Here is a 20,237-nt window from a genome sequence, read left to right as displayed (position 1 = left end):
ATGAGATTACTCATACTGGAAATTGATTAAGTGGATAAGCTAATTAAATAATTGCGCAGATTAATGCCTTTATTGGTAATGCCCAATTTGCTTCTTAAACTATTTCTATGATTTTCAACTGTTTTAGAGGCCACGCTTAAGCTCTGTGCAATTTCTTTAGTCGACATGCCTACTTTAATAAACTTGGCGACTTGCACTTCGGAGGGCGTGAGCAGGGCATACAGGCTGGTATCAATATCGCCATTATCATTGACAGCGGAAGCCACAATGCCTTCGATTAAATCGAGGCACATAATTAAAATAGGGTCTGAGATCGTAGCTTTTACCTGTCTGATTTGTGGCAGATGCTGGCTGCGGATACGCTCTAGTACTTCATCAATTTCGCCGCTATCTTGCCATTCTCTGAATTCGGTCAGTGTTTCAGTTAGGCTGTAAAACTTAGCGAAATCCGGATTAGGATAATGAGCGTCGTTTTCTTCTTCTAAAGAGCCAACCTCGATATGCCATAAGGTTTGGTTAACGCGAAATAAATGCAGCTTTAAATCGCGGTTAAAAAACTTCCAGCCGTCTGCTCCGCTAACCGAGGTTTTAATCAGCGCTTTAATCGCGGCCAGATTATCCTGTCCGATCAGAAAACTGAAATGATCAAGTTGGGTAGCGGTTTCATGCGAAGGATAATTATGATCCAGAATCTCACCTGAGCTGAAAAAGCTAATCACAAAGATATTGCGATAGGCGAGCACATATTGAAATGAGCTGATTTTCATTTCAAGTTGTTCAATTAATTGTTTAGTCTGGTCAGAGGTCATTCTTTAGCTTGAAAGTGATTAAGGCTTAGGACATTGGTGAGATTCATTTTAGCTTAGCTGTTGTGGTATGGGGGGATTGAATGTTGCGTTGCGGGGGGATGGGTTGAGTTTTTGTGTGGTGGGCTGTATTTCATCAGCGTCGAGTAAATCGAAAAGATCTTTTTAGTGCCTTCGGCACGTTGATTTTGGTGCGGCATCCCCGCGGGGGACTCCCTTTCTTGAACGGCCAAGAAAGGAAGCAAAGAAGGCCGCCCCACGAAACACGAAAGCCCCTGCGCTGCGGACAATCGAGTCGGCGGCGGGCGGGATTGGCTCGTTCCTCGCTCCCTTGCCGAAACCCCGCCCCGCTTGTTCCTCGCTACGGCGTGTTTCAAGGGGATATTGAAGCCCTGTGCTATGAGTGGTGATTAAAATTCAGATTATTCATTTTGAAACTACTTAAAACCAAAGAAAAGGACTTCATTTAAAGTCCTCTTTTCTCCGTGAAACTCCGCGTTCTCTGGTGCCGAAGTGTTTCAAAATTTGGGTTTTAAGCCTCAAGCTACGGCGGGTTTCTCGCCGTAGCTTGCGCACTGATCAATCCTTCAAACGATACTCCGCCGATCGTGCATGGGCGGTGAGGCCTTCTCCGTGGGCGAGGGTACTGGCGATGCGGCCTAGTTTTTGGCTGCCGGCTTCTGAAACCTGGATGATGCTCGTGCGTTTTTGGAAGTCGTAAACGCCCAGCGGGCTGGCGAAGCGGGCGGTGCGGGCGGTGGGGAGGACGTGGTTTGGTCCGGCGCAATAATCGCCTAAAGACTCGCTGGTGAACTTGCCCATAAAGATCGCACCCGCGTGACGCAGCTCAGCCAGGTAGACTTCTGGGGTAGCGATGGATAATTCCAGATGTTCCGGCGCAATATAATTGGCAATTTCGCAGGCTTCGTGCAGATCTTTTACCTTGATTAAAGCGCCTCGGCCGGTGAGGGACGCGCGAATAATATCCATGCGTGGCATGGTGGGGAGGAGTTTTTCGATGCTGGCGGCGACTTGCTGGATGAAGTCTTCATCCGGGCAAAGCAGAATCGCTTGGGCGATTTCATCGTGCTCGGCCTGGCTGAATAAATCCATCGCAATCCAATCCGGGTCTGTTGTGCCATCGCAAATCACTAAAATCTCTGATGGGCCAGCCACCATATCGATGCCTACCACACCAAATACACGGCGCTTGGCGGCGGCTACATAGGCGTTGCCGGGGCCGGTGATTTTATCCACAGCAGGCACGGTTTCGGTGCCAAAAGCCAGCGCGCCCACGGCTTGCGCGCCGCCAATACAGAATGCCCGGCTTACACCGGCCACGAAGGCCGCGGCCAGCACCAGATCGTTGCGCTCACCACGCGGTGTGGGCACCACCATGATGATTTCGGCTACACCGGCCACATGGGCAGGAATGGCATTCATTAATACAGAGGATGGATAGCTGGCCTTGCCGCCAGGTACGTAAATCCCTACTCTGTCGAGTGCCGTGACCTGCTGGCCCAGCACCGTGCCATCTTCATCGGTGTATTGCCATGAAGCCATTTTTTGGTGTTCGTGATATTTGCGTACCCGCTCTGCTGCGGCGACGAGCGCTTCTCTCTGCACATCGGGCAGGCGCTCGAATGCGGCTTTCAGCTCGGCCTGGCTCAGCTCCAGCTCAGCCATGGTTTGCGCTGCCACGCCGTCAAAGCGCTGGGTGTATTCCACCACCGCCGCATCGCCGCGTGCTTTTACATCGTCGAGAATGGCCGCAACCCGGGCATCCACATCCGGATCTTGCGAGGTTTCAAAAGCCAGCAGGGCGGCGAGTTGTGATTGAAAATCAGCAGAACGAGAATCAAGGCGACGCAACATGGCAGGGTCCAAAAATCTATCGTGGGATGATTATACCCAAGTCGACTTGGCTAACATGAAATCAAAGGCGGTATGAAATGAGTTCAGTAGGGCGTAATCAGTCTGGGTGTTTTTCCAGACGTATTACGCCGCATGTGAATGATTGTAGAAAGTTTATTGGTTTAGCTGCTGCCGCTATCCATGCCGCTGGGGGCGGGACTACATCATTCCCATCGCTCTTGGCAGCCAGAGAGAGATAGCAGGTACATAAGTGACCAGCAGCAAAAAGCCCAGCATGGTCAGCAGCCATGGCCACACGGCAATGGTGAGTTCGGTAATCCCCATCTTGGTAATGCCGGATGCCACATAAAGATTGAGCCCTACTGGTGGATGGCACATACCGACTTCCATATTCACCGTGATCAAAATCCCAAAGTGAATCGGATCAATCCCCAGCTTAACTGCCACCGGGAACAGGATAGGGGCCATGATCAGAATAATGGACGATGGCTCCATCACATTGCCTGCTAAGAGCAGTAGAATATTCACTGCCAGCAAGAAGGTAATTGGGCCAAGGCCCATGCCCAGTAGCCAGTCGGCCATGGCTTGTGGAATGCCTTCGTTGGTCATTACAAATGAGAATAAGACCGCATTGGTAATGATGTAGAGCAGCATGGCGCTCATGCTGGCGGAATCGAGCAGCACTTTAGGCACGCGGCTGAGCGGTAAATCGCGGTAGACAAACACGGCGATGATAAAAGCGTACACGGCGGCAATGGCCGCGGCTTCGGTTGGGGTAAACACGCCGGTGTAGATCCCGCCCAGTACCAGTACGATGAGCATTAGCCCCCAAACCGAGCGGCGAAATGCGCTCCAGCGCTCGCCCGCTGTGGCCTTGGGCATGCGGGGATAGCCAAATTTGCGTGCGCGCCACCAGGTGGTCAGCCCCAGAAAAAACGCCAGCATCAGGCCGGGCACAACCCCTGCCATAAACAGCGCGCCAACCGAGGTATTGGTGGCCACCGAGAACATCACCATGGCAATGGATGGCGGAATCAAAATCCCCAAAGCGCCTGCTGTAGTAATCACCCCTGCACCAAACTGACGTGGAAACCCCTGCTTAATCATGGCGGGCAAGAGGATGGAACCAATCGCCACTACCGTGGCCGGGCTGGAGCCAGAAACCGCAGCAAAGAGTGCACAGGCCAGCACACCTGCAAGGCCCAAGCCACCGTGAAAGTGGCCCACCATGCTGGTGGCAAAATCGATCATGCGGCGGGCAACCCCACCGTGGGTTAAGAAATTACCGGCCAGAATAAAAAAGGGAATGGCCATAATTTCAAACTTTTCAATCCCCGTGAACAATTTCAGCGCCACCGATTCGATAGGCACATTGGTCATGGTGAATAAGAAGGTGAGTACGGTTAGCCCCAGCGCAATAGAGATTGGCATGCCGGTGGCCATCAGCGCCAGCAGCAGGCAGAACACTACGGCTTTTTTGCCGCCAACGATGGCGATAATTGCTAAAGAACCAAATACCAAGGCGGGTATTTTGATTGACCAGTGCGTTTCTGGTGCGGGAATGGTGCTCATACTGCTTTTCCTTCTTCTTCTAAGCCTTCAACGTGGGCTACATCGTGGTGAGGCAGCTCGCCGGTACGCATAAAGGTGGTGGCAACTTGTAAAAACCGGAAACACATCAGGCTGGTGCCTAGTGGAATGGCGCTGTAAACCATCCAAGTGGGCCACTCTAAATCTGGGGTGGTTGGGCCTTCGTAGAGATTGCCCATTGCCATACCAAAAGCATGGCTAAATGCATAATGCGCGCCATTTCCCCACACAAACTGCGTGCCAAGCACCGCCACAATACCGGTAAATAATGCGCCAGCAAGCAGGCCAATCATGACAAAGGCGGTGCGATACTTAGGCTCTAGCCGGTTAATCATTACATCGACTCCGACGTGAATGCCGGTACGCACCCCATAGGCCGCGCCAAATTTTGCCATCCAAACAAATAAAATAATGCACAGCTCTTGAGCCCAAGAAAGATTGATGCTGAGCAACCAGTTTTGGATGATGGGCAGATGGGCTCCGGAGGCGTAGCGGTGGAGCACGGCGATAAAAATCACCAGCGTCGCCACCGCCATCAGCGAGGCAATGAGCCACTCTTCCAGGTGATCGAGTATTTTCATGAAAGTCTCCGAAGGGACGGTGGGGGCTTGTAAGAGGGGCGAGTGGCCCCTCGTAGGGCGGCTAAAACCCGCCGCTGCAGTTCTAAAAAGTTTGTTTAGTGCCCTACGGCACGGTGATTTAGGAGCGGTAGCCACCGCGGGGGCCTTCCTTTCTTGCTTCGCCAAGAAAGGAAGCGAAAGAAGGCGACCCCACGAAACACGAAGGCCCCTCACTGCGGATAATTAGCTCGGCGGCAAAGGCTGCGCGCTCGCTGCCTCGCTACCCCTTTACCGAAACCCCGAGCTAATCATTCCTCGCTCGGCGTGTTTCAAGGGGGATTTAAGCCCAATGCTCGCGAGCGAGGTCATCGTCTTGTTGTTTACTAATGCAAAATCAAATTGCTTAGGGTCTGTTGACGTTTCATTCACAATTGCGCTGAGCCGGAAAACGGCCAAGCACAAGGCATGCGACGAAGGCAATAACTGGTTATTGTCGAGGAGCATAACGCAGTGAATGGCCGTTTTCCGGCTCAGCCCTTCGGGTTGACTGCATTTTTGGGGCTGCACATCGTTAAAAATCGCTAATGGTACTCGTGCCATGTCGCAATTTTTGCCTTGTTCAGCCCCAAAACTGCAGCCAACGCAGCCGTGAATGAAACGTCAACAGACCCTAGGCTCTGGCACGAAATAATTTCCCGAAATAAAACCACCGTCATCCCCGAGTGTTTTTATTGGGGATCTAGCAGTGCCACTGGATTCCCGCCTGCGCGGGAATGACGAAATATTTGGCTGTTAAATTTGAACCCAGTCCTTAGCTCTTGCCCTAAGCAGAAGTTGTAGGGGATAAGTTTTAATGCCCACGCGTTAGCGCATAGGCACCTTGCCTTCCTTCAAATCCCTTTACTCAACCGGCTTAAAAGCCGTCTCTTTATAAATCTCGGTCAGCAAGTCCTGGCCGAAGCGGGAGGCCATTTTTTGGTGGACGGGGATGAGGGCTTTGCGAAAGGCTGCGCGCTCGGCGGCGGTTGGGGTGTAGATGGTGGTTTTGCCGCTGGCTTTGATGGCGGCCAGGGCTTTGTCGGTCTCTTGCTTGGCAATCTGGTTGGCGTAATTGGATGAGTCATTCATTGCCGTGGTGAGCGTGGCGCGAATGTCGGCAGGCAGGCCTTCCCAGAAGGTTTTGTTGACGATTACGGCATAGCCAAGGAAGCCGTGGTTGGTGAGGGTGAGGTGCTTTTGTACTTCAAAGGCTTTGCTGGTGTAAAGGTTGGATGGCTCCAGCTCGGTGCCGTCTACTACACCGGTTTGTAGTGCCTGGTAAACCTCAGAAAAGGCCATAACCTGTGGCAGGGCACCCACGGCACGCATTTCTTCGTCCAGCACTTTCGAAGATTGAATCCGTACTTTCATGCCGCGCAGATCGTCTGGCGTGCGGATGGGTTTGTTGCTGGAGAAGTTTTTAAAGCCGTTTTCCCAGAAGCCCAGCGCTTTAATACCCTTGCTTTCCAGCTTGGTAAACAGCTTGGCTCCGATTGGGCCTTTCATGACCTTATCGACTTCGGCGTAGCTGTCAAAAATATACGGCAGATCGAATATCTCGAATTCTTTAACACCTAGCGGGCCAAATTTAGCTAGGCTGGGGGCCAGCATTTGTACTGCGCCCAGCTGCAGGGCTTCCATTTCTTCTTTGTCTTTGTAAAGCTGGCTATTTGGATAAACTTCTACCTTAACCCGGCCCTTGGTGCGCTCTTCGGCGATTTTTTTAAAGTATTCAGCAGCTTTGCCCTTAGGGGTGTCCACGGCAACAACGTGGCTGAACTTGATCACGATCGGCGCTTCGGCCGCGAAGGAAGAAGTGACAGTAAGAGCCAGAATGGCTGCTAGTAAAGTACGCATTACAATCTCCAAAGCTGTTGAATGTATAGATGATTGTTGATCAGTCAGAATGCGCTTTCAATTGTGGTTGTCACGACTGTGGTAAACCACAGTAAGTCTGGAATTGCGCTGTGCTAACATTGGAGTATGCGTTTGCTTACTAATCTTTCACTTCGCCTTAGTGCACATCCCTGGTTTCTGCCAAGGTTGGCCTTGGTCTTGTTTTTGGCCACGGTATTGGGCTTATTTGCCTATTTGCGCCACGGCGAGAGTGAAGAAGCACGGCTGGTGCTGATTAATGATGTGCTGTGGGTAGAGCAGAATTTGCGCTTTGTGCTGGGGCAATCTGAAGAGCGCCTGGCCGCGCTCTTAGAGCAATCCCGCGATGGCAGCTTAAGCGAGACTGAGTTTCGAAGTCGTGCGCGTTTGATAATTGGCGCAAATGCGGCGATTACTGGTATTCAGCTGCGTACTAAAAACCAGAGTTTTAGCTATGGTCAGCATTTATCGGCAGAAGTGACCCGTGAGCCGATTGCTTTGGCGCAGGGGATAGGGCGGCCCAGTTACACCGTGCCGCTTTACCCTAAGGGAATGATTGCGCTGATTCTGGCCGAGCATGATTTAGAGCTGGTGGCATCCATTGCCCTGCCAAAACTCTTACAGCAACAGGTGCCGTGGTGGTTTGCTTATAAATACCGGCTGGAGATGATTGATGCGGATGGCAGGGAAGTCGCCAGCAAATCCAAAATAGAGGCGGATGACACTAATCTTAGCTATCAGCTTCCTTTCGATTTAGTCAGCAGCGGTTTGCTGCTGCGTATCACGGCCTACCGCCATCCAACCGGGCTTGTACAGAAACTGCTGATTGCCAGTGTGCTGGGGCTGGCCTTGATTGTGCTGTTTAGCTGGTGGCGTTTGCGCCGCCAGATGCAGGCGAGATTACTGGCAGAAAACGCGCTCAGGGAAGAGCACGCTTTTCGCACCGCCATGGAAGACTCGCTCTCGGTAGGGATGCGCGCCCGCGATATGGATGGCCGCATTGTCTATGTAAACCCCGCCTTTTGCGGCATGGTGGGCTATAGCGCCGAAGAGCTGATAGGTGCGCTGCCGCCTTATCCTTATTGGAATCAGGAAGATATCGCCGGGCATCAGGCACAAAACGAGATCGTGCTCAGTGGTCGTGCGCCGCACGATGGGTTTGAATCGATGGTGCGGCATCGGGATGGCCATCTGGTCGCCACCCGCGTTTACACCACGCCTTTGATTGATGCCACCGGCAAGCAGCGTGGCTGGATGAGCTCGGTGGTGGATATCACCGCTTTAAAAGCCGCCGAAGCAAGGGAGCGCGAGCAGGAAGAAATGCTCCGCCACACCGGCAAGCTGATTACCATGGGTGAAATGGCGTCCACCCTGGCGCATGAGTTAAACCAGCCTTTGATGGCGATGAGCAATTACGCCAGCGCAGCCCGCCAGTTTGCCAATCAGAATAACCATGAGTTGCTGGATTCAACGCTTAGCAAAATTGCAGGTCAGGCACATCGTGCCGCCGCCGTGGTAAAGCGTATCCGCGAGTTTGTACAAAAACGCACCCCGCATTGCGAGCCTTGTGATATCAACGCCATTGCCAGCAATGCTTTTGAGCTAATCGATACCAGTGCGCGCAGCCAGGGTGTGCGTTTACATTTTAATTTGGGGGGCACACTGCCTTTGATCGCGGCGGATGAAGTTTTGCTGGGGCAAGTGGTATTGAATTTGCTGCGAAACGCGCTGGATGCCAGCAGTGAGCAGCCGCAAAGCCGCCGCGATGTGTGGCTGGCTACGTACTGCGATGAGACATCGGTCTGTTTATCGGTCTGCGACCGGGGATCTGGCATTGCGCCAGAGGTTGCCAGCCGCTTATTTGATGCATTTTTCACCACCAAATCGCTGGGAATGGGTATCGGGCTGAATATTTGCCGCTCTATTTTAGAACAGCATCGTGGCAAACTATGGTTTGAAGCCCACCCACAGGGCGGCACCTGTTTTTATATGAGCCTTCCACGATGAAAACTGTTTATTTGGTTGATGATGATATTGCCGTGAGAGATTCGCTCGGCCTGTTATTGCTTTCCCATGGCTATACGGTGTATGCCTTTGAGGGGGGCGAAGAATTTTTAGCCGCCATCGATGCCAGTAGCGAAGGCGTGGTGCTGCTCGATGTTCGTATGCCGGGCCTGAGCGGGCCGGAAGTATTCAGGCAGATGTACGAGCTGGGCAGCGAGCTGATTGTGCTGTTCTTATCAGGGCACGGCGATATCCCAATGGCGGTACAGGCGATTCAGCAGGGCGCTTTTGATTTTTTAGAAAAGCCATGCAGTGAGAAGAAATTGCTGGAGCGGATTAATGATGCGCTGGAGGTGGCGGTTGGCCGCCATTCTGTACGCGGTAATCAGCAGTTATTAGAAAAACGCCTCGCCTCAATTACACCCCGCGAGCGCGAGGTGATGGATTGGATTTTGCAGGGCAGGCTTAACAAGCAAATTGCCGACGAAATGCAAATTGCCATCCGCACGGTAGAAGTCCACCGCGCCAATGTATTCGCCAAAATGGGCGTGCGCTCGGCGCTGGATTTATCGCAGTTGTTGAAGGGGAATTAATTGGGGGCGGGGTATAAGGCAAAAAATCCAGCGAAGATTGCTGGATTTTTTGCTTAGAGCAAGGATTAAGCGCTCACTGCTTTACGGCGGCGTGCAGCAAATAAACCTACTAAACCTAAGCCCATCAGTGCATAGGTTTCTGGCTCTGGAACAGGTGAGACATTTGCTTTTAATGTGTTTAAAGTAAAAATCCAGTTTTCAGTACCATTGGTATTATTGTTAAAGCGCAAATCAGCAATGCCAGTGGCTGCAAGGGAGAATGAGCCTCCTCCTCCTACATTGCCGCTTTCCAGTACCGAGCCCAAAGCATCGTAGGCCGTATAAAAGGTCGCTCCACGGCCAGTACTTTCATCTCCATAATTATTGAAAGTGAAGTTCACCAGATTAGCCAGGCCGGTAAATTTCAAATCCAAAATCGAGCCAGTTGGATATTTGCCAGTTGTACTATTGCTTAATCCCTTGGTTGATTCATTGAGTGTATCAATGGCAGCAGCACCAGATGGACCTGGGCCACCCAGCACGGAAAAAGTCACACCCGCTATTTGATCCGAAATGAGAGTGCCTGCTGCGTAGGTATTAAAGTCGACATCGATAATGGCTGCAAATGAGCTGGATGAGAAGGCGATTAGGCTGGCAAAAAGAATTGAATGTGCAATGGTTTTAAGCTTCATGAATAACTACCCCTGTTTTAGTGTTGATCAAATAAAACGTCATTAGAAATAGTGCAAGCCCATGGTTTTTATGATTTATTTTCCATGCTGGCTTGGTAAATATACATAAAGCTTTCTAAATTCATTGCAATGGCGTCAGGGTATAAGCATATTATGTTATAGAATTTTCATATATAAAGTCGAAAACACCTGTAAAAGCTAATAAATGCGCCAGTTTCAAAGGATTGAATCTTTGTTATCTCTTTGTTTTTTTACAACAAGTGCTTAAAACTTCGATTAAATTTTTGAGCTGCATTCGTAAAAATGCGCCTTGTTTTGAGTGGTAAAAAAAACGGCTTCAAAGGGGATGCCTTTAAAGCCGTGAAGTGATTAAACTGAAATGCTTACATTTTTAAAACCACACCCCATAACGGCGGATGTAGATGGTTTTTACCAGTTGTGCCAGCATCATATAGCCCAGCATCGTTGCGGCCAGCCAGTACCAGTAGGATGAATCGAGCGAAACAAAGCCGATGGATTCAGCCAGTGGCGAGAAAGGCAGCCAGCAGCCGATAGCAACGGCAATCACGGTTGAGATCATCACCGGGAGCGAGGCGCGGCTTTGGATAAACGGAATCTTGCGGGTGCGCAGCATATGCACCACCAAGGTTTGCGATACTAAGCCAACAATAAACCAGCCTGAATTCATAATGCTTTGGCCACCGCCGTCGGCGTAATACGCGGCTCCGGCACCAAATACCGTCCACATCAGGATGTAGGTGGTGATATCAAACACCGATGAAGTTGGGCCCAGCCAAACCATAAAGCGGCGGATATTACCGGCTTCCCATTTGCGTGGTTTTTTCAGGAACTCCTTATCCATTTTGTCCCAAGGCAAGACCAGCTGGGAGATGTCGTAAATCAGGTTTTGGATCAGCAAATGCATGGCCAGCATCGGCTCCCAGGGCAGCCAGGCCGAGGCGACCAGCACCGAGAACACATTGCCGAAATTAGAGCTGGCCGTGATATTCAGATATTTCAGAATATTGCCGAAGGTTTCCCGCCCTTTAATGACGCCTTCTTCCAGCACCATTAAGTCTTTATCCAGCAGAATAATATCGGCAGTTTCTTTGGCGATATCGGCCCCGCTATCAACTGAAATCCCTACATCGGCATCGCGCAGCGCGGGCGCATCGTTAATCCCGTCGCCCAAAAAGCCCACAGTGTGGCCATTGGCTTGCAAGGCTTTCACCACGCGTGATTTATGCATGGGTGTGAGCTTGGCAAAGACCGTGCATTCCCTTACTGCCTGGCACAGCTCGATATCGTCCATGAGCTCGATTTCCGGTCCTAAGAGCGGAGTGCCGGGGTTGAGGCCAACATCACGGCAGACTTTGCTGGTGACAATTGGATTGTCGCCCGTCAGCACTTTGACGGCCACGCCATATTCTTGCAGCGCTTTAATCGCTGGGGCAGCGGATGCTTTAGGCGGGTCAAGAAAGGTTAAAAATCCACGCACCACCAGATCTTTTTCATCGGACACTTTGTACTGATTCTGATTGCAGCTGATGGCTTTACTGGCAACCAGCAACACGCGGAAACCCTGAGCGTTATAGTCCTGCGTTTGTTTTAAGATGCGGATTTTCTCTGCCAGTGTCAGCTCGCGAACGGCATCGCCATCCTGGAAATGGGTGGATACGGCGAGCATTTCTTCTACCGCACCTTTTGATATCATCAACTGCTGAGCTTTGCGATTTTCCAGCACAACGGTCAGGCGGCGGCGGATAAAATCAAAGGGTAGTTCGTCGATTTTGGTGTAGCCAAGTGGCAGGTTATTTAGCTCGGCAGCCCGCTCGATCACTGCAATATCCATCAGATTCTTCATACCGCTCTGATGCACGCTATTGAGCCAGGCCAGATGCAAAATCCCCTCATCCAGCTCGCCATCGCAATTAAAATGCTGTTCCAGAATGATTTTATCCTGTGTCAGCGTGCCGGTTTTATCGGTACATAACACGTCCATTGCGCCGAAGTTTTGTACCGAATTAAGCCGCTTGACCACCACTTTGCGTCTCGCCATGGCGATTGCGCCTTTGGCTAGGTTGGCCGAAACAATCATCGGCAGCATTTCTGGCGTTAAACCCACGGCAACGGCCATGGCAAAGGTCAGCGCAGATAACCAATCACCCTTGGTCAGGCCATTAATCAGGAACACCAGCGGTACCATCACCAGCATAAAGCGAATCAGCAGCCATGAAACGCTGCTTACGCCGCGATCAAAACTGGTTTCTACACGCTTATGGCTGAGTACATTTTTAGCCAAGGAGCCAAAGTAAGTATGGTTGCCAGTGGCAATTACCCGGGCGGTGGCAATGCCACTCACCACATTGGTACCCATAAAGCAGATATTACTGCGATCAAGCAGGCTTTCATCACTGATGCTGGCTAGTGCCGATTTTTCTGTTCTGTCTACCACATCTTCGCTTGATGCCGTTTGGGCGGATTTCTCAGCCACGTCACCCAGCGTGTCGTATTTCTCGACCGGCAGCGCTTCACCACTTAATACGGCCTGGCTGACAAATAAATCTCGTGATTCTAAAAGCTCGATATCTGCCGGAATCATATCCCCCGCTTGCAGGCAGACAATATCGCCGACGACGACCTGGCTCATGGGTACTTCCAGCTTGCGGGTCTGGCCTTTGGCAGGTTTACGCAGCACCGTTGCGGTATTACTGACGAGGGATTTGAGTTTTTCGGCTGATTTGCCGGTGCGATATTCCTGAAAGAAGCGTAATAAGCTGCTTAAAGTCACCATGGTGGTCAGGATCATAATCCCAACCCAGCTTTGCTCTCCCGCTTCTGCAAACTGCACGTCGGTAAAGTAGGTGATAAAGGCAAGTACTAAAAGCACCATGACAAAGGGATTTTTAAAGGCGAGATAAAGCTGAACGAGGGCGTGAGGCGGTTTGTCGTGTGCGACCTCGTTGAGGCCGTTGGTTTTGAGCCGCTCAGCTGCGGCAGCGTCGCTGAGAGCATTGATTTTTGGTTGCTGGCTGGCGGTTTGATCGATAGGGGTCATACGTATTTTCCTGTTCGCCAGGGCTCAGGAGGGTGCATTGCATTTATTCAGGCAAAGCGATCCCCTTTCGCGCTGGCAGGGCGCTGAAATAAAAGGAATAGATTTAATTGGCCCGCTGAATAACTTAATAGCAATTCAGCGGGCAATATCGGTTCGTCTGGCATTTTTTTATGTCCTGTTTGATTTAAATGATAATTATGAATTTAAAATGTTTAAGGCGAGCAGATACCTTTCATATTTAAAATGAATAATTTTATTTATAAGCTCTGCTTAATTAAGCAGAGCCTGTTAAATAATTAAATATATACCTGGCATCTTTAGCTGCGTAAGCGGGGTTTATTACTTCTTAATCCCCACTGAATACGGCGTACATCCTGATGCTGGCTTAAGCCTATGGCCATCTGGATAAAGCTCTGGCGCAAGTCAGCCGATAAATTAAGCAGCACCGACAGGCAGAATGTGCCTTCGGGCTGACGAAATATTTTTAGCTGCTGAGCCTGAAATCCAAGCAGATTTAGCTTGTGAATCAGCATCTTGCGCAGATCGCTGATCGTTGATTCAGAGCTGCTGATATTTAAAAAATACTGTGATTGATGAATCTCACGGGCATGCGTACCCCGTATGGCGATGATAAGTCGTTTTAGAAAGTGCATTTCAGCCTCCGAAAAATAAAGGGAGGACGATTGATATCAATAAGGATGAAACCCAGCCACAGGCATAACAATACGCAGCAGATGCCGATTGTTATGTAATGGTTAGATGAGTGGGGGCACAAAGACACCACACCCTGCGTAGCAGGATATGGCAGATTGAATCTACTTTATCCTGCTATACCGCGGTTACCAACACAGATCGATTACATCCGTCGTTGTCCACAGACAGCCTCTTAGATAGTTAATATGCAGGGCATTTTACTGATCAGGTAATTAATGTCAACCATAATTGTCTGATTAATTAACATTAATAGTAATTGAATGCGGAGGGCATATTTTTGAGTGTGGAATTAATGAATTGCTTTGATTATGAGAAAGTGGAATTAATGGGTTTGGTATATTTATATCTAATTGGTTTATAGGGTGCACCGTTTATAGGGTGTACAACGACGAAGTCGTTGCGCACCGAGAGCGCATTACAGGTATTGAATCATCGCAGGGCAGGTAAGCCCATATTTTTTTCAGCTTTGCTCGCGGGTAGCACCCCACGTGCGCTAAGCAAAGTTAAAAAAATCTTTTTAGTGCCTTCGGCACAGTGTTTAGGTGCGGAATCCCCGCGGGGACTCACTTTCTTGCTTCGCCAAGAAAGTAAGCAAAGAAGGCGACCCCACGAAACACGAAGGCCCCTACGCTGCGGACAATCGAGTCGGCGGCGGGCGGGATTGGCTCGTTCCTCGCTCCCTGGCCGAAACCCCGCCCCGCTTGTTCCTCGCTACGGCGTGTTTCAAGGGGACTTTTTTAAGCCCCATGCAAAGAGCGCAGCCATTAAGTTTTTTCATTGTTTGCTGGTGAAAAAATAAAGGGCTTAGCGTATTTAGGCTTGGTCCTGCTTTACGCCCTACGCTTAGGCCGCTTGCCTTGCCGCTACAGTTGCAGCAAACGCATCAATAATCGGCTGCAGCTTGTTGTGTTTAAGCTTCAGCGCGGCCTGGTTTACCACGAGGCGGGAGCTGATTTCGCGGATGTCTTCTACGGCCACCAGATTATTGGCTTTGAGCGTACTGCCTGTGGATACGAGGTCGACGATGGCATCGGCAAGGCCAACCAGCGGGGCCAGCTCCATAGAGCCGTAGAGCTTGATTAAATCGACGTGTACGCCCTTATTGGCAAAGTGTTCGCGGGCGCATTCGGTGTATTTGGTGGCGATGCGTAAACGGGCGCCTTGTTTTACCGCGCCTTCGTAATCAAAACCATTTTGCACGGCCACCATCAGCCGGCATTTGGCGATATCTAAGTCCAAGGGCAGATAAAGGCCAGCGCCGCCGTGTTCCAGCAGCACGTCTTTACCTGCAATCCCCAGATCCGCCGCGCCGTATTGCACATAGGTGGGCACATCGGTGGCGCGCACGATAATCAGCCGGACGTCTTCCATATTGGTGCCAATAATCAGCTTGCGGCTGGATTCTGGCGCTTCAGAAGGGACAATTCCAGCCGCGGCCAGTAAGGGCAGCGTTTCTTCGAAGATACGACCTTTGGATAGCGCGATGGTGATCATAAATACGTCCGGTAGATTTAATGTGGCAATGGTATTGCAATCAGCCTCTCTGGCTGAAGGCCAGAGAACAGGCCGCAGATACTGCATATTTTTGCCCGTGCAGCACGCCAGCCCGTGTTTCAGAGATTAAATCTCTGTGGCGGGGGGCGTGCGGGCGTTTATTGGATTACTTAAATAATTTCAGGCTGACAGGGTATTTTGATGGCCAGCCGTTGATGGCTTTTGCGCCTTCCCACAGGGCAAAAATAGCTGAGCCAATGGCAATCCACCAAAGTGGCAGCGGGCTGTGCACAATAAAGCCAGCCAGCATCGCAAGGGCGTACAGGCAGCCCATCAGCAGCTGAAAATTACATGCGCTGATAGCGTGTTGCTCTACATAGTCAGAATGCACACGGGCAAATTGCAGCACGATCAGGGGGATCATCAGGGCCAGTACCGCCATCGGCAGGATGGGGAGCCAGAATACGCCTGCAAGATGGGCTAAAGCGGCTGCGCCTTTTTCATTTTGTGAAGGCAGGCGTGGCTTATTGTCTTGTTCTTCCGGGGCAGGTTTGGGATTGAAAATCAGCATGGTAATGTCCCAGGGTCGGTGTATGTGCAGGCTAGGTTTTACCCTAATCTGTCTGCTTACGCAAAGCGGCCAGGAAAAAGTATTTTTGCAAAGCAGCCTGAGCGTTTAAGCCCGCCAGGGCGGGTTTTCTCACCCTGGCAGCTTATGCGAGCCCGGTTTTACTCAGGAAATCCGCTCGATTTGGGCGCCAACAGCAGACAGCTTGCGCTCGATATGCTCGTAACCGCGATCCAGATGATAAATACGATCCACAATGGTTTCGCCGCTGGCAATCATGCCTGCGATCACTAAGGATGCCGATGCGCGCAGGTCGGTGGCCATCACGGTAGCACCTTCCAGTTTTTCAACACCGGTCACAATGGCTGTATTGCCTTCGGTATTGATTTTAGCGCCCATGCGGATCAGCTCGGGTGCGTGCATAAAGCGGTTTTCAAAAATGGTTTCGGTGATCACGCCCGTGCCTTCCGCTACGCAGTTCAGCAGCATAAATTGCGCTTGCATATCGGTTGGGAAAGCAGGATAGGGCATGGTACGGATATTCACAGCCTTAGGGCGTTGTTTCATATCAATGGCGATCCAGTTGTCGCCTGCTTCGATATAAGCACCCGCTTCGCGCAGTTTTTCCAGCACGGCTTCCATGATATCCGCACGGGTATTGCGTAATACCAGCTTGCCCTGTGCTACGGCGGCGGCGATCAGGAAAGTACCGGTTTCGATGCGATCCGGCACGATGGCGTGCTCTGCACCGTGCAGCTCGGCCACGCCTTCGATGGTAATGGTATCTGTGCCGTGGCCGCTGATTTTTGCGCCCATTTTGATCAGGCAATCTGCCAGATCGACGACTTCGGGTTCGCGCGCAGCGTTTTCGATAATGGTGATGCCGTCTGCCAGAGTGGCCGCCATCAGCAGGTTTTCTGTGCCGGTTACGGTAACCATATCGCAAACAATGCGTGCGCCTTTGAGCTTACCAGTGGCTTTTACATAGCCGTGCTCGATCACAATCTCGGCACCCATCGCTTGCAGGCCTTTGATATGCTGATCAACCGGGCGGGCACCAATGGCGCAGCCACCTGGCAGGGAAACCTGAGCTTCGCCAAAGCGGGCCAGTGTAGGCCCGAGCACCAGAATCGATGCGCGCATGGTTTTAACCAGCTCGTAAGGGGCGATGAGGGTAGTAACTTCATTGGCGGTGATTTCGTACTCGTGTACGTTATCGGTCATGACGCGCACGCCCATGCCTTGCAGCAATTTTTGCGTGGTTTTTACGTCAGCAAGCTGAGGAACATTGGTCAGGCGTAAAGTGCCCGCAGTCAGTAAGCTGGCACATAAAATAGGTAATGCAGCGTTTTTTGCGCCAGAGATAGAGATTTCACCAGCCAGCGGGGTGCCGCCAGTAATTTTTAATTTGTCCATTTGTCGAACTCTTGAAGTTATTTCAGGCAATACCAAAGCAGCGCGGCAACGCCGGCGATCAGCCATGGCAAATTGGTTAAGGCAGCCAGCTTTTGCGAGCTGCGGTCTGGCGGTTTTTTTGCGTCAACGATGGCTTGTTCCAGCTTGGCGCGGTTTTTTTCTATGCCATCAAGGTTGAAGCGATCTTCCTTACTCACACTACACGCTCTGCCCATTCGGCTGGCGTGAGCGTTTTTTCCAGCGACAGGGCGTGTAATTCGCCCGAATCAATCTCTGGTTTAACCGCGTCTTTTACTAAACGGTGACGGGCGAGAAGACCAAGGCCTTCAAAGCGGGGGGATGCGATACGCGCATAAAAATGATGACCATCGCCTGTTACTTCAACCGCAGTGGCGCTGAGGCGGTCGGTAAGCAAGGCTTGTACTGATTCGGGAGTCATGGGGTTATTGCCTTAATTTGTAACCAGATTTAATCAATGCATAGGCAGCGCTGCCAACGATCACTAAAGAAAGCGCTGCTACGGCTAAAGCATGCCATGGCGATACATCGCTTACGCCAAAAAAGCCGTAGCGAAAACCGTCAATCATATAAAAAATTGGGTTCCAGGCCGATACGCCCTGCCAGAAGGCAGGCAGGCTGTGAATGGAATAGAACACGCCGGATAAAAACGTCAACGGCATAATCAGAAAATTTTGAAATGCAGCCAGCTGATCATATTTTTCTGCCCAGATGCCCGCCAGGATGCCCAGGGCTGCCATCAGTGCCGAGCTGGTCAGCGCAAAAACTAAAATCCACAGCGGATGGGCAAAAGCCGGCAAGTTAAACCACATGGTGACGACTAAAACACCTGCACCCACAACAAGCCCGCGCACCATGGCTGCCAGCATATAGGCAAGGAAAAACTCCATATGTGAAAGCGGTGGCAAAAGGGCAAAAATCAGGCTGCCGGTTACTTTTGACTGAATCAGACTGGAGGATGAATTGGCAAAGCTGTTTTGCAGCACCGACATCATTACAAGGCCCGGAATCAGAAACGCGGTGTATTGCACGCCGGGATAGGGCTCTACATGGCTGTCGAGCACATGGGCAAAAATCAGCAGGTACATCAGCGCAGTGAGCACAGGCGCTGCTACGGTTTGAAAAGCAACTTTCCAAAAGCGCAGTACTTCTTTGTAAAACAGCGTGTAAAAACCTTGCATAGTGTCTTCTTGTCGCAGAGGGTGTGTGGGCAGTGATGTGCTGGTGGCGAATTAGCTGCCAGACATCATGTCGACAAAAATCGTTTCCAGATCGGCCTTGCCTACTTCGATATCTCTGAGCTGAACCGAGTTATTTCTGAGCTCGGTGAGGATGGCTTCCAGATCTTTGCAGTCTGCAAGTTTGAGCTCAAAGCCGTTGTCACGTTCGCAAATCAGCAGAGGGGCAAGGGATGCTGGCAGTACGGCAGGTTTGATTTTAATAAACAATTCACGCGCCGCACCGCGGCTCATCAGCGTGTCTTTGTTTTCAAGGGAAATCAGCTCGCCTTTTTTAAGCATGGCGATGCGGTTGCACAGCGTTTCGGCTTCTTCCAGATAATGTGTCGTCAGCACAATGGTGTGGCCGTCACTATTAAGGCGGCGGATAAAATCCCACAGTGTTTTGCGCAGCTCTACGTCCACACCTGCGGTGGGCTCATCCAGTACGATGACGGGCGGGCGGTGCACCAGGGCTTGCGCCACCATCACACGGCGCTTCATGCCGCCGGATAAGGCCCGCATATTGGTGTTGGCTTTGTCGGTGAGGCCCAGGTTGGTGAGAATCTCGTCAATCCAGTCGCCATTATTGCGCAGGCCGAAATAGCCGGATTGGAATGTCAGCGTTTCGCGTACGGTAAAAAAGGGATCAAAGACCAGCTCTTGCGGAACAATGCCTACTGCACGGCGGGCTTCGCGGTAGTCTTTCTGAACATCAAAACCCATCACAGAAATATGCCCGGATGTGGGCCGGGATAAGCCTGCCAGGGCAGAGATCAGCGTGGTTTTACCAGCCCCGTTGGGGCCCAGCAGGGCAAAAAAATCACCCTGCTCTACCGTAAAGCTCACGCCTTTTAGTGCATGAAAATCGCCGAATTGCTTGGCTACCGATTCAAAAACAATTGCGCTCAAGGGGCTACCCCGGCAACAGCGCTTGCTGGCAGGCTGGCAGGTGCGCTTGCCGCAGATGCGTTTGCACGCTGCTCTTTCGCAGCATCAATTGCATCCAGCTCTTCGTCTGTCGGGCCTAATTGCAGAGGCTTGGGCGGGTTGCCGTCCCATACTCTGAAGTATCTGCGTTGCAGATAAGCATCGCGTATATAGGCGTAAGGGTCAGCTTGTGAATTAACCAGCTGATCCAGCGGCAGCAGTTGGCGGCGCTGCTCAATGCCCCATGCACCATAGCGAATCACTTGTGTACTTAGCTCTTGGGTACCATCCCAGATATCTAATGGATCAGCAAAGAAGCGAACAGCTAAATCGCTGCTGTCTCTGAGCGTGGTTGGGCCACGAAAAGGGATCATTAAATAGGGGCCGGAACCTATTCCCCAGCTGCCCAGAGCCTGACCGATGTCTTCGTCGCTTTTCTTCAGGCCCATATCGCTGGCCCAGTCGACTAAGCCAAACATGCCCAGCGTGGTGTTAACCAATACACGGCCCATGCTGTGGCCCGCTTCGCTGCCTTTGCCTTGCAGCAGGGCACCAAACGATGCAAAGAAATCATCGATATTGTCAAAGAAATTACTCGCACCCTGCTTCACAGGGCCAGGAGAGTATTTTTCGTGTGCTTCGGCTGCAGGTTTAACCACGGCTTTATCTATCGTGTTGTTAACCGCATAAATACCGCGATTCACAGGCTCGATAGGGTCGTAGTTATTCTGTGGCGTCGCACATGCGCCAAGCAGGAGGGCAAAAAAAGGAAAAAGACGGCGCATGTGTGTCGTAAATAAGTGAGCAAG

The 20,237-nt window shown here is 51.2% G+C and carries 18 protein-coding genes; 2 read left to right on the top strand and 16 right to left on the bottom strand.

The features are described 5' to 3' along the window. Positions 1–26: 26 nt before the first annotated feature. The 5 genes from CSQ88_RS05625 to CSQ88_RS05595 form a co-directional block, all read right to left on the bottom strand. Positions 27–809, bottom strand: a complete 783-nt coding sequence (locus CSQ88_RS05625; protein ID WP_099397127.1) for a LuxR C-terminal-related transcriptional regulator — start codon at positions 807–809, stop codon at positions 27–29. Positions 810–1,385: 576 nt separating this feature from the next. Then, positions 1,386–2,681, bottom strand: a complete 1,296-nt coding sequence (hisD, locus tag CSQ88_RS05620; protein ID WP_180273543.1) for a histidinol dehydrogenase — start codon at positions 2,679–2,681, stop codon at positions 1,386–1,388. A gap of 198 nt (positions 2,682–2,879) precedes the next feature. Beyond that, positions 2,880–4,253 (bottom strand): TRAP transporter large permease, encoded by a 1,374-nt coding sequence (locus tag CSQ88_RS05615; protein ID WP_099397126.1) that lies wholly within the window; start codon positions 4,251–4,253, stop codon positions 2,880–2,882. Beyond that, positions 4,250–4,852, bottom strand: a complete 603-nt coding sequence (locus CSQ88_RS05610) for a TRAP transporter small permease (RefSeq protein ID WP_099397125.1) — start codon at positions 4,850–4,852, stop codon at positions 4,250–4,252. Before CSQ88_RS05610 ends, CSQ88_RS05615 begins: the two co-directional genes overlap by 4 nt. Before the next feature lie 879 nt (positions 4,853–5,731). After that, on the bottom strand, positions 5,732–6,727 hold the full coding sequence (locus CSQ88_RS05595) for a TRAP transporter substrate-binding protein (RefSeq protein ID WP_180273542.1): 996 nt from the start codon (positions 6,725–6,727) through the stop codon (positions 5,732–5,734). 132 nt (positions 6,728–6,859) lie between these two features. Here CSQ88_RS05595 and CSQ88_RS05590 point away from each other — a divergent pair, with 132 nt between their 5' ends. Further along, positions 6,860–8,752, top strand: coding sequence for an ATP-binding protein (locus CSQ88_RS05590; RefSeq protein WP_180273541.1), 1,893 nt, complete (start codon positions 6,860–6,862; stop codon positions 8,750–8,752). Further along, positions 8,749–9,342, top strand: a complete 594-nt coding sequence (locus tag CSQ88_RS05585; protein ID WP_099397121.1) for a response regulator transcription factor — start codon at positions 8,749–8,751, stop codon at positions 9,340–9,342. Before CSQ88_RS05590 ends, CSQ88_RS05585 begins: the two co-directional genes overlap by 4 nt. 65 nt (positions 9,343–9,407) lie before the next feature. On the opposite strand, the gene CSQ88_RS05580 is transcribed toward CSQ88_RS05585, so the two are convergent. The 11 genes from CSQ88_RS05580 to CSQ88_RS05525 form a co-directional block, all read right to left on the bottom strand. Beyond that, positions 9,408–10,013 (bottom strand): PEP-CTERM sorting domain-containing protein, encoded by a 606-nt coding sequence (locus tag CSQ88_RS05580; protein ID WP_099397120.1) that lies wholly within the window; start codon positions 10,011–10,013, stop codon positions 9,408–9,410. A 391-nt stretch (positions 10,014–10,404) separates the two neighbouring features. Then, the gene (mgtA, locus tag CSQ88_RS05575) at positions 10,405–13,071 is read right to left on the bottom strand and encodes a magnesium-translocating P-type ATPase (protein ID WP_099397119.1); all 2,667 of its coding nucleotides are present in this window, start codon (positions 13,069–13,071) and stop codon (positions 10,405–10,407) included. A gap of 317 nt (positions 13,072–13,388) precedes the next feature. Further along, positions 13,389–13,724: a hypothetical protein gene (locus CSQ88_RS05565; RefSeq protein WP_099397117.1), complete on the bottom strand. Its 336-nt coding sequence runs from the start codon at positions 13,722–13,724 to the stop codon at positions 13,389–13,391. 904 nt (positions 13,725–14,628) lie between these two features. Then, positions 14,629–15,279, bottom strand: coding sequence for an ATP phosphoribosyltransferase (hisG, locus tag CSQ88_RS05560; protein WP_099397164.1), 651 nt, complete (start codon positions 15,277–15,279; stop codon positions 14,629–14,631). Between the two features lie 166 nt (positions 15,280–15,445). Continuing rightward, on the bottom strand, positions 15,446–15,850 hold the full coding sequence (locus CSQ88_RS05555) for a DUF4870 domain-containing protein (RefSeq protein WP_099397116.1): 405 nt from the start codon (positions 15,848–15,850) through the stop codon (positions 15,446–15,448). 162 nt (positions 15,851–16,012) lie between these two features. Further along, complete coding sequence (murA, locus tag CSQ88_RS05550) at positions 16,013–17,263, bottom strand: UDP-N-acetylglucosamine 1-carboxyvinyltransferase (protein ID WP_099397115.1); 1,251 nt, start codon at positions 17,261–17,263, stop codon at positions 16,013–16,015. Positions 17,264–17,280: 17 nt separating this feature from the next. Then, positions 17,281–17,460 (bottom strand): hypothetical protein, encoded by a 180-nt coding sequence (locus CSQ88_RS05545; RefSeq protein ID WP_099397114.1) that lies wholly within the window; start codon positions 17,458–17,460, stop codon positions 17,281–17,283. After that, complete coding sequence (locus CSQ88_RS05540; protein WP_099397113.1) at positions 17,457–17,702, bottom strand: BolA family protein; 246 nt, start codon at positions 17,700–17,702, stop codon at positions 17,457–17,459. The genes CSQ88_RS05545 and CSQ88_RS05540 overlap by 4 nt, the downstream gene beginning before the upstream one ends. A 4-nt stretch (positions 17,703–17,706) precedes the next feature. Further along, positions 17,707–18,462: an ABC transporter permease gene (locus tag CSQ88_RS05535; RefSeq protein ID WP_099397112.1), complete on the bottom strand. Its 756-nt coding sequence runs from the start codon at positions 18,460–18,462 to the stop codon at positions 17,707–17,709. Positions 18,463–18,513: 51 nt separating this feature from the next. Further along, positions 18,514–19,410, bottom strand: a complete 897-nt coding sequence (locus CSQ88_RS05530) for an ABC transporter ATP-binding protein (protein ID WP_099397111.1) — start codon at positions 19,408–19,410, stop codon at positions 18,514–18,516. Further along, a complete protein-coding gene (locus tag CSQ88_RS05525; protein ID WP_099397110.1) occupies positions 19,407–20,213 on the bottom strand; it encodes a VacJ family lipoprotein in 807 nt (268 codons plus the stop codon). Before CSQ88_RS05525 ends, CSQ88_RS05530 begins: the two co-directional genes overlap by 4 nt. Positions 20,214–20,237: the final 24 nt, after the last annotated feature.

Source organism: Iodobacter sp. BJB302 (assembly GCF_002735645.1).
Lineage (GTDB): Bacteria > Pseudomonadota > Gammaproteobacteria > Burkholderiales > Chitinibacteraceae > Iodobacter.
Note: the sequence above shows the minus strand (reverse complement) of the source record. Positions and strands in the feature narration are given on the sequence as shown.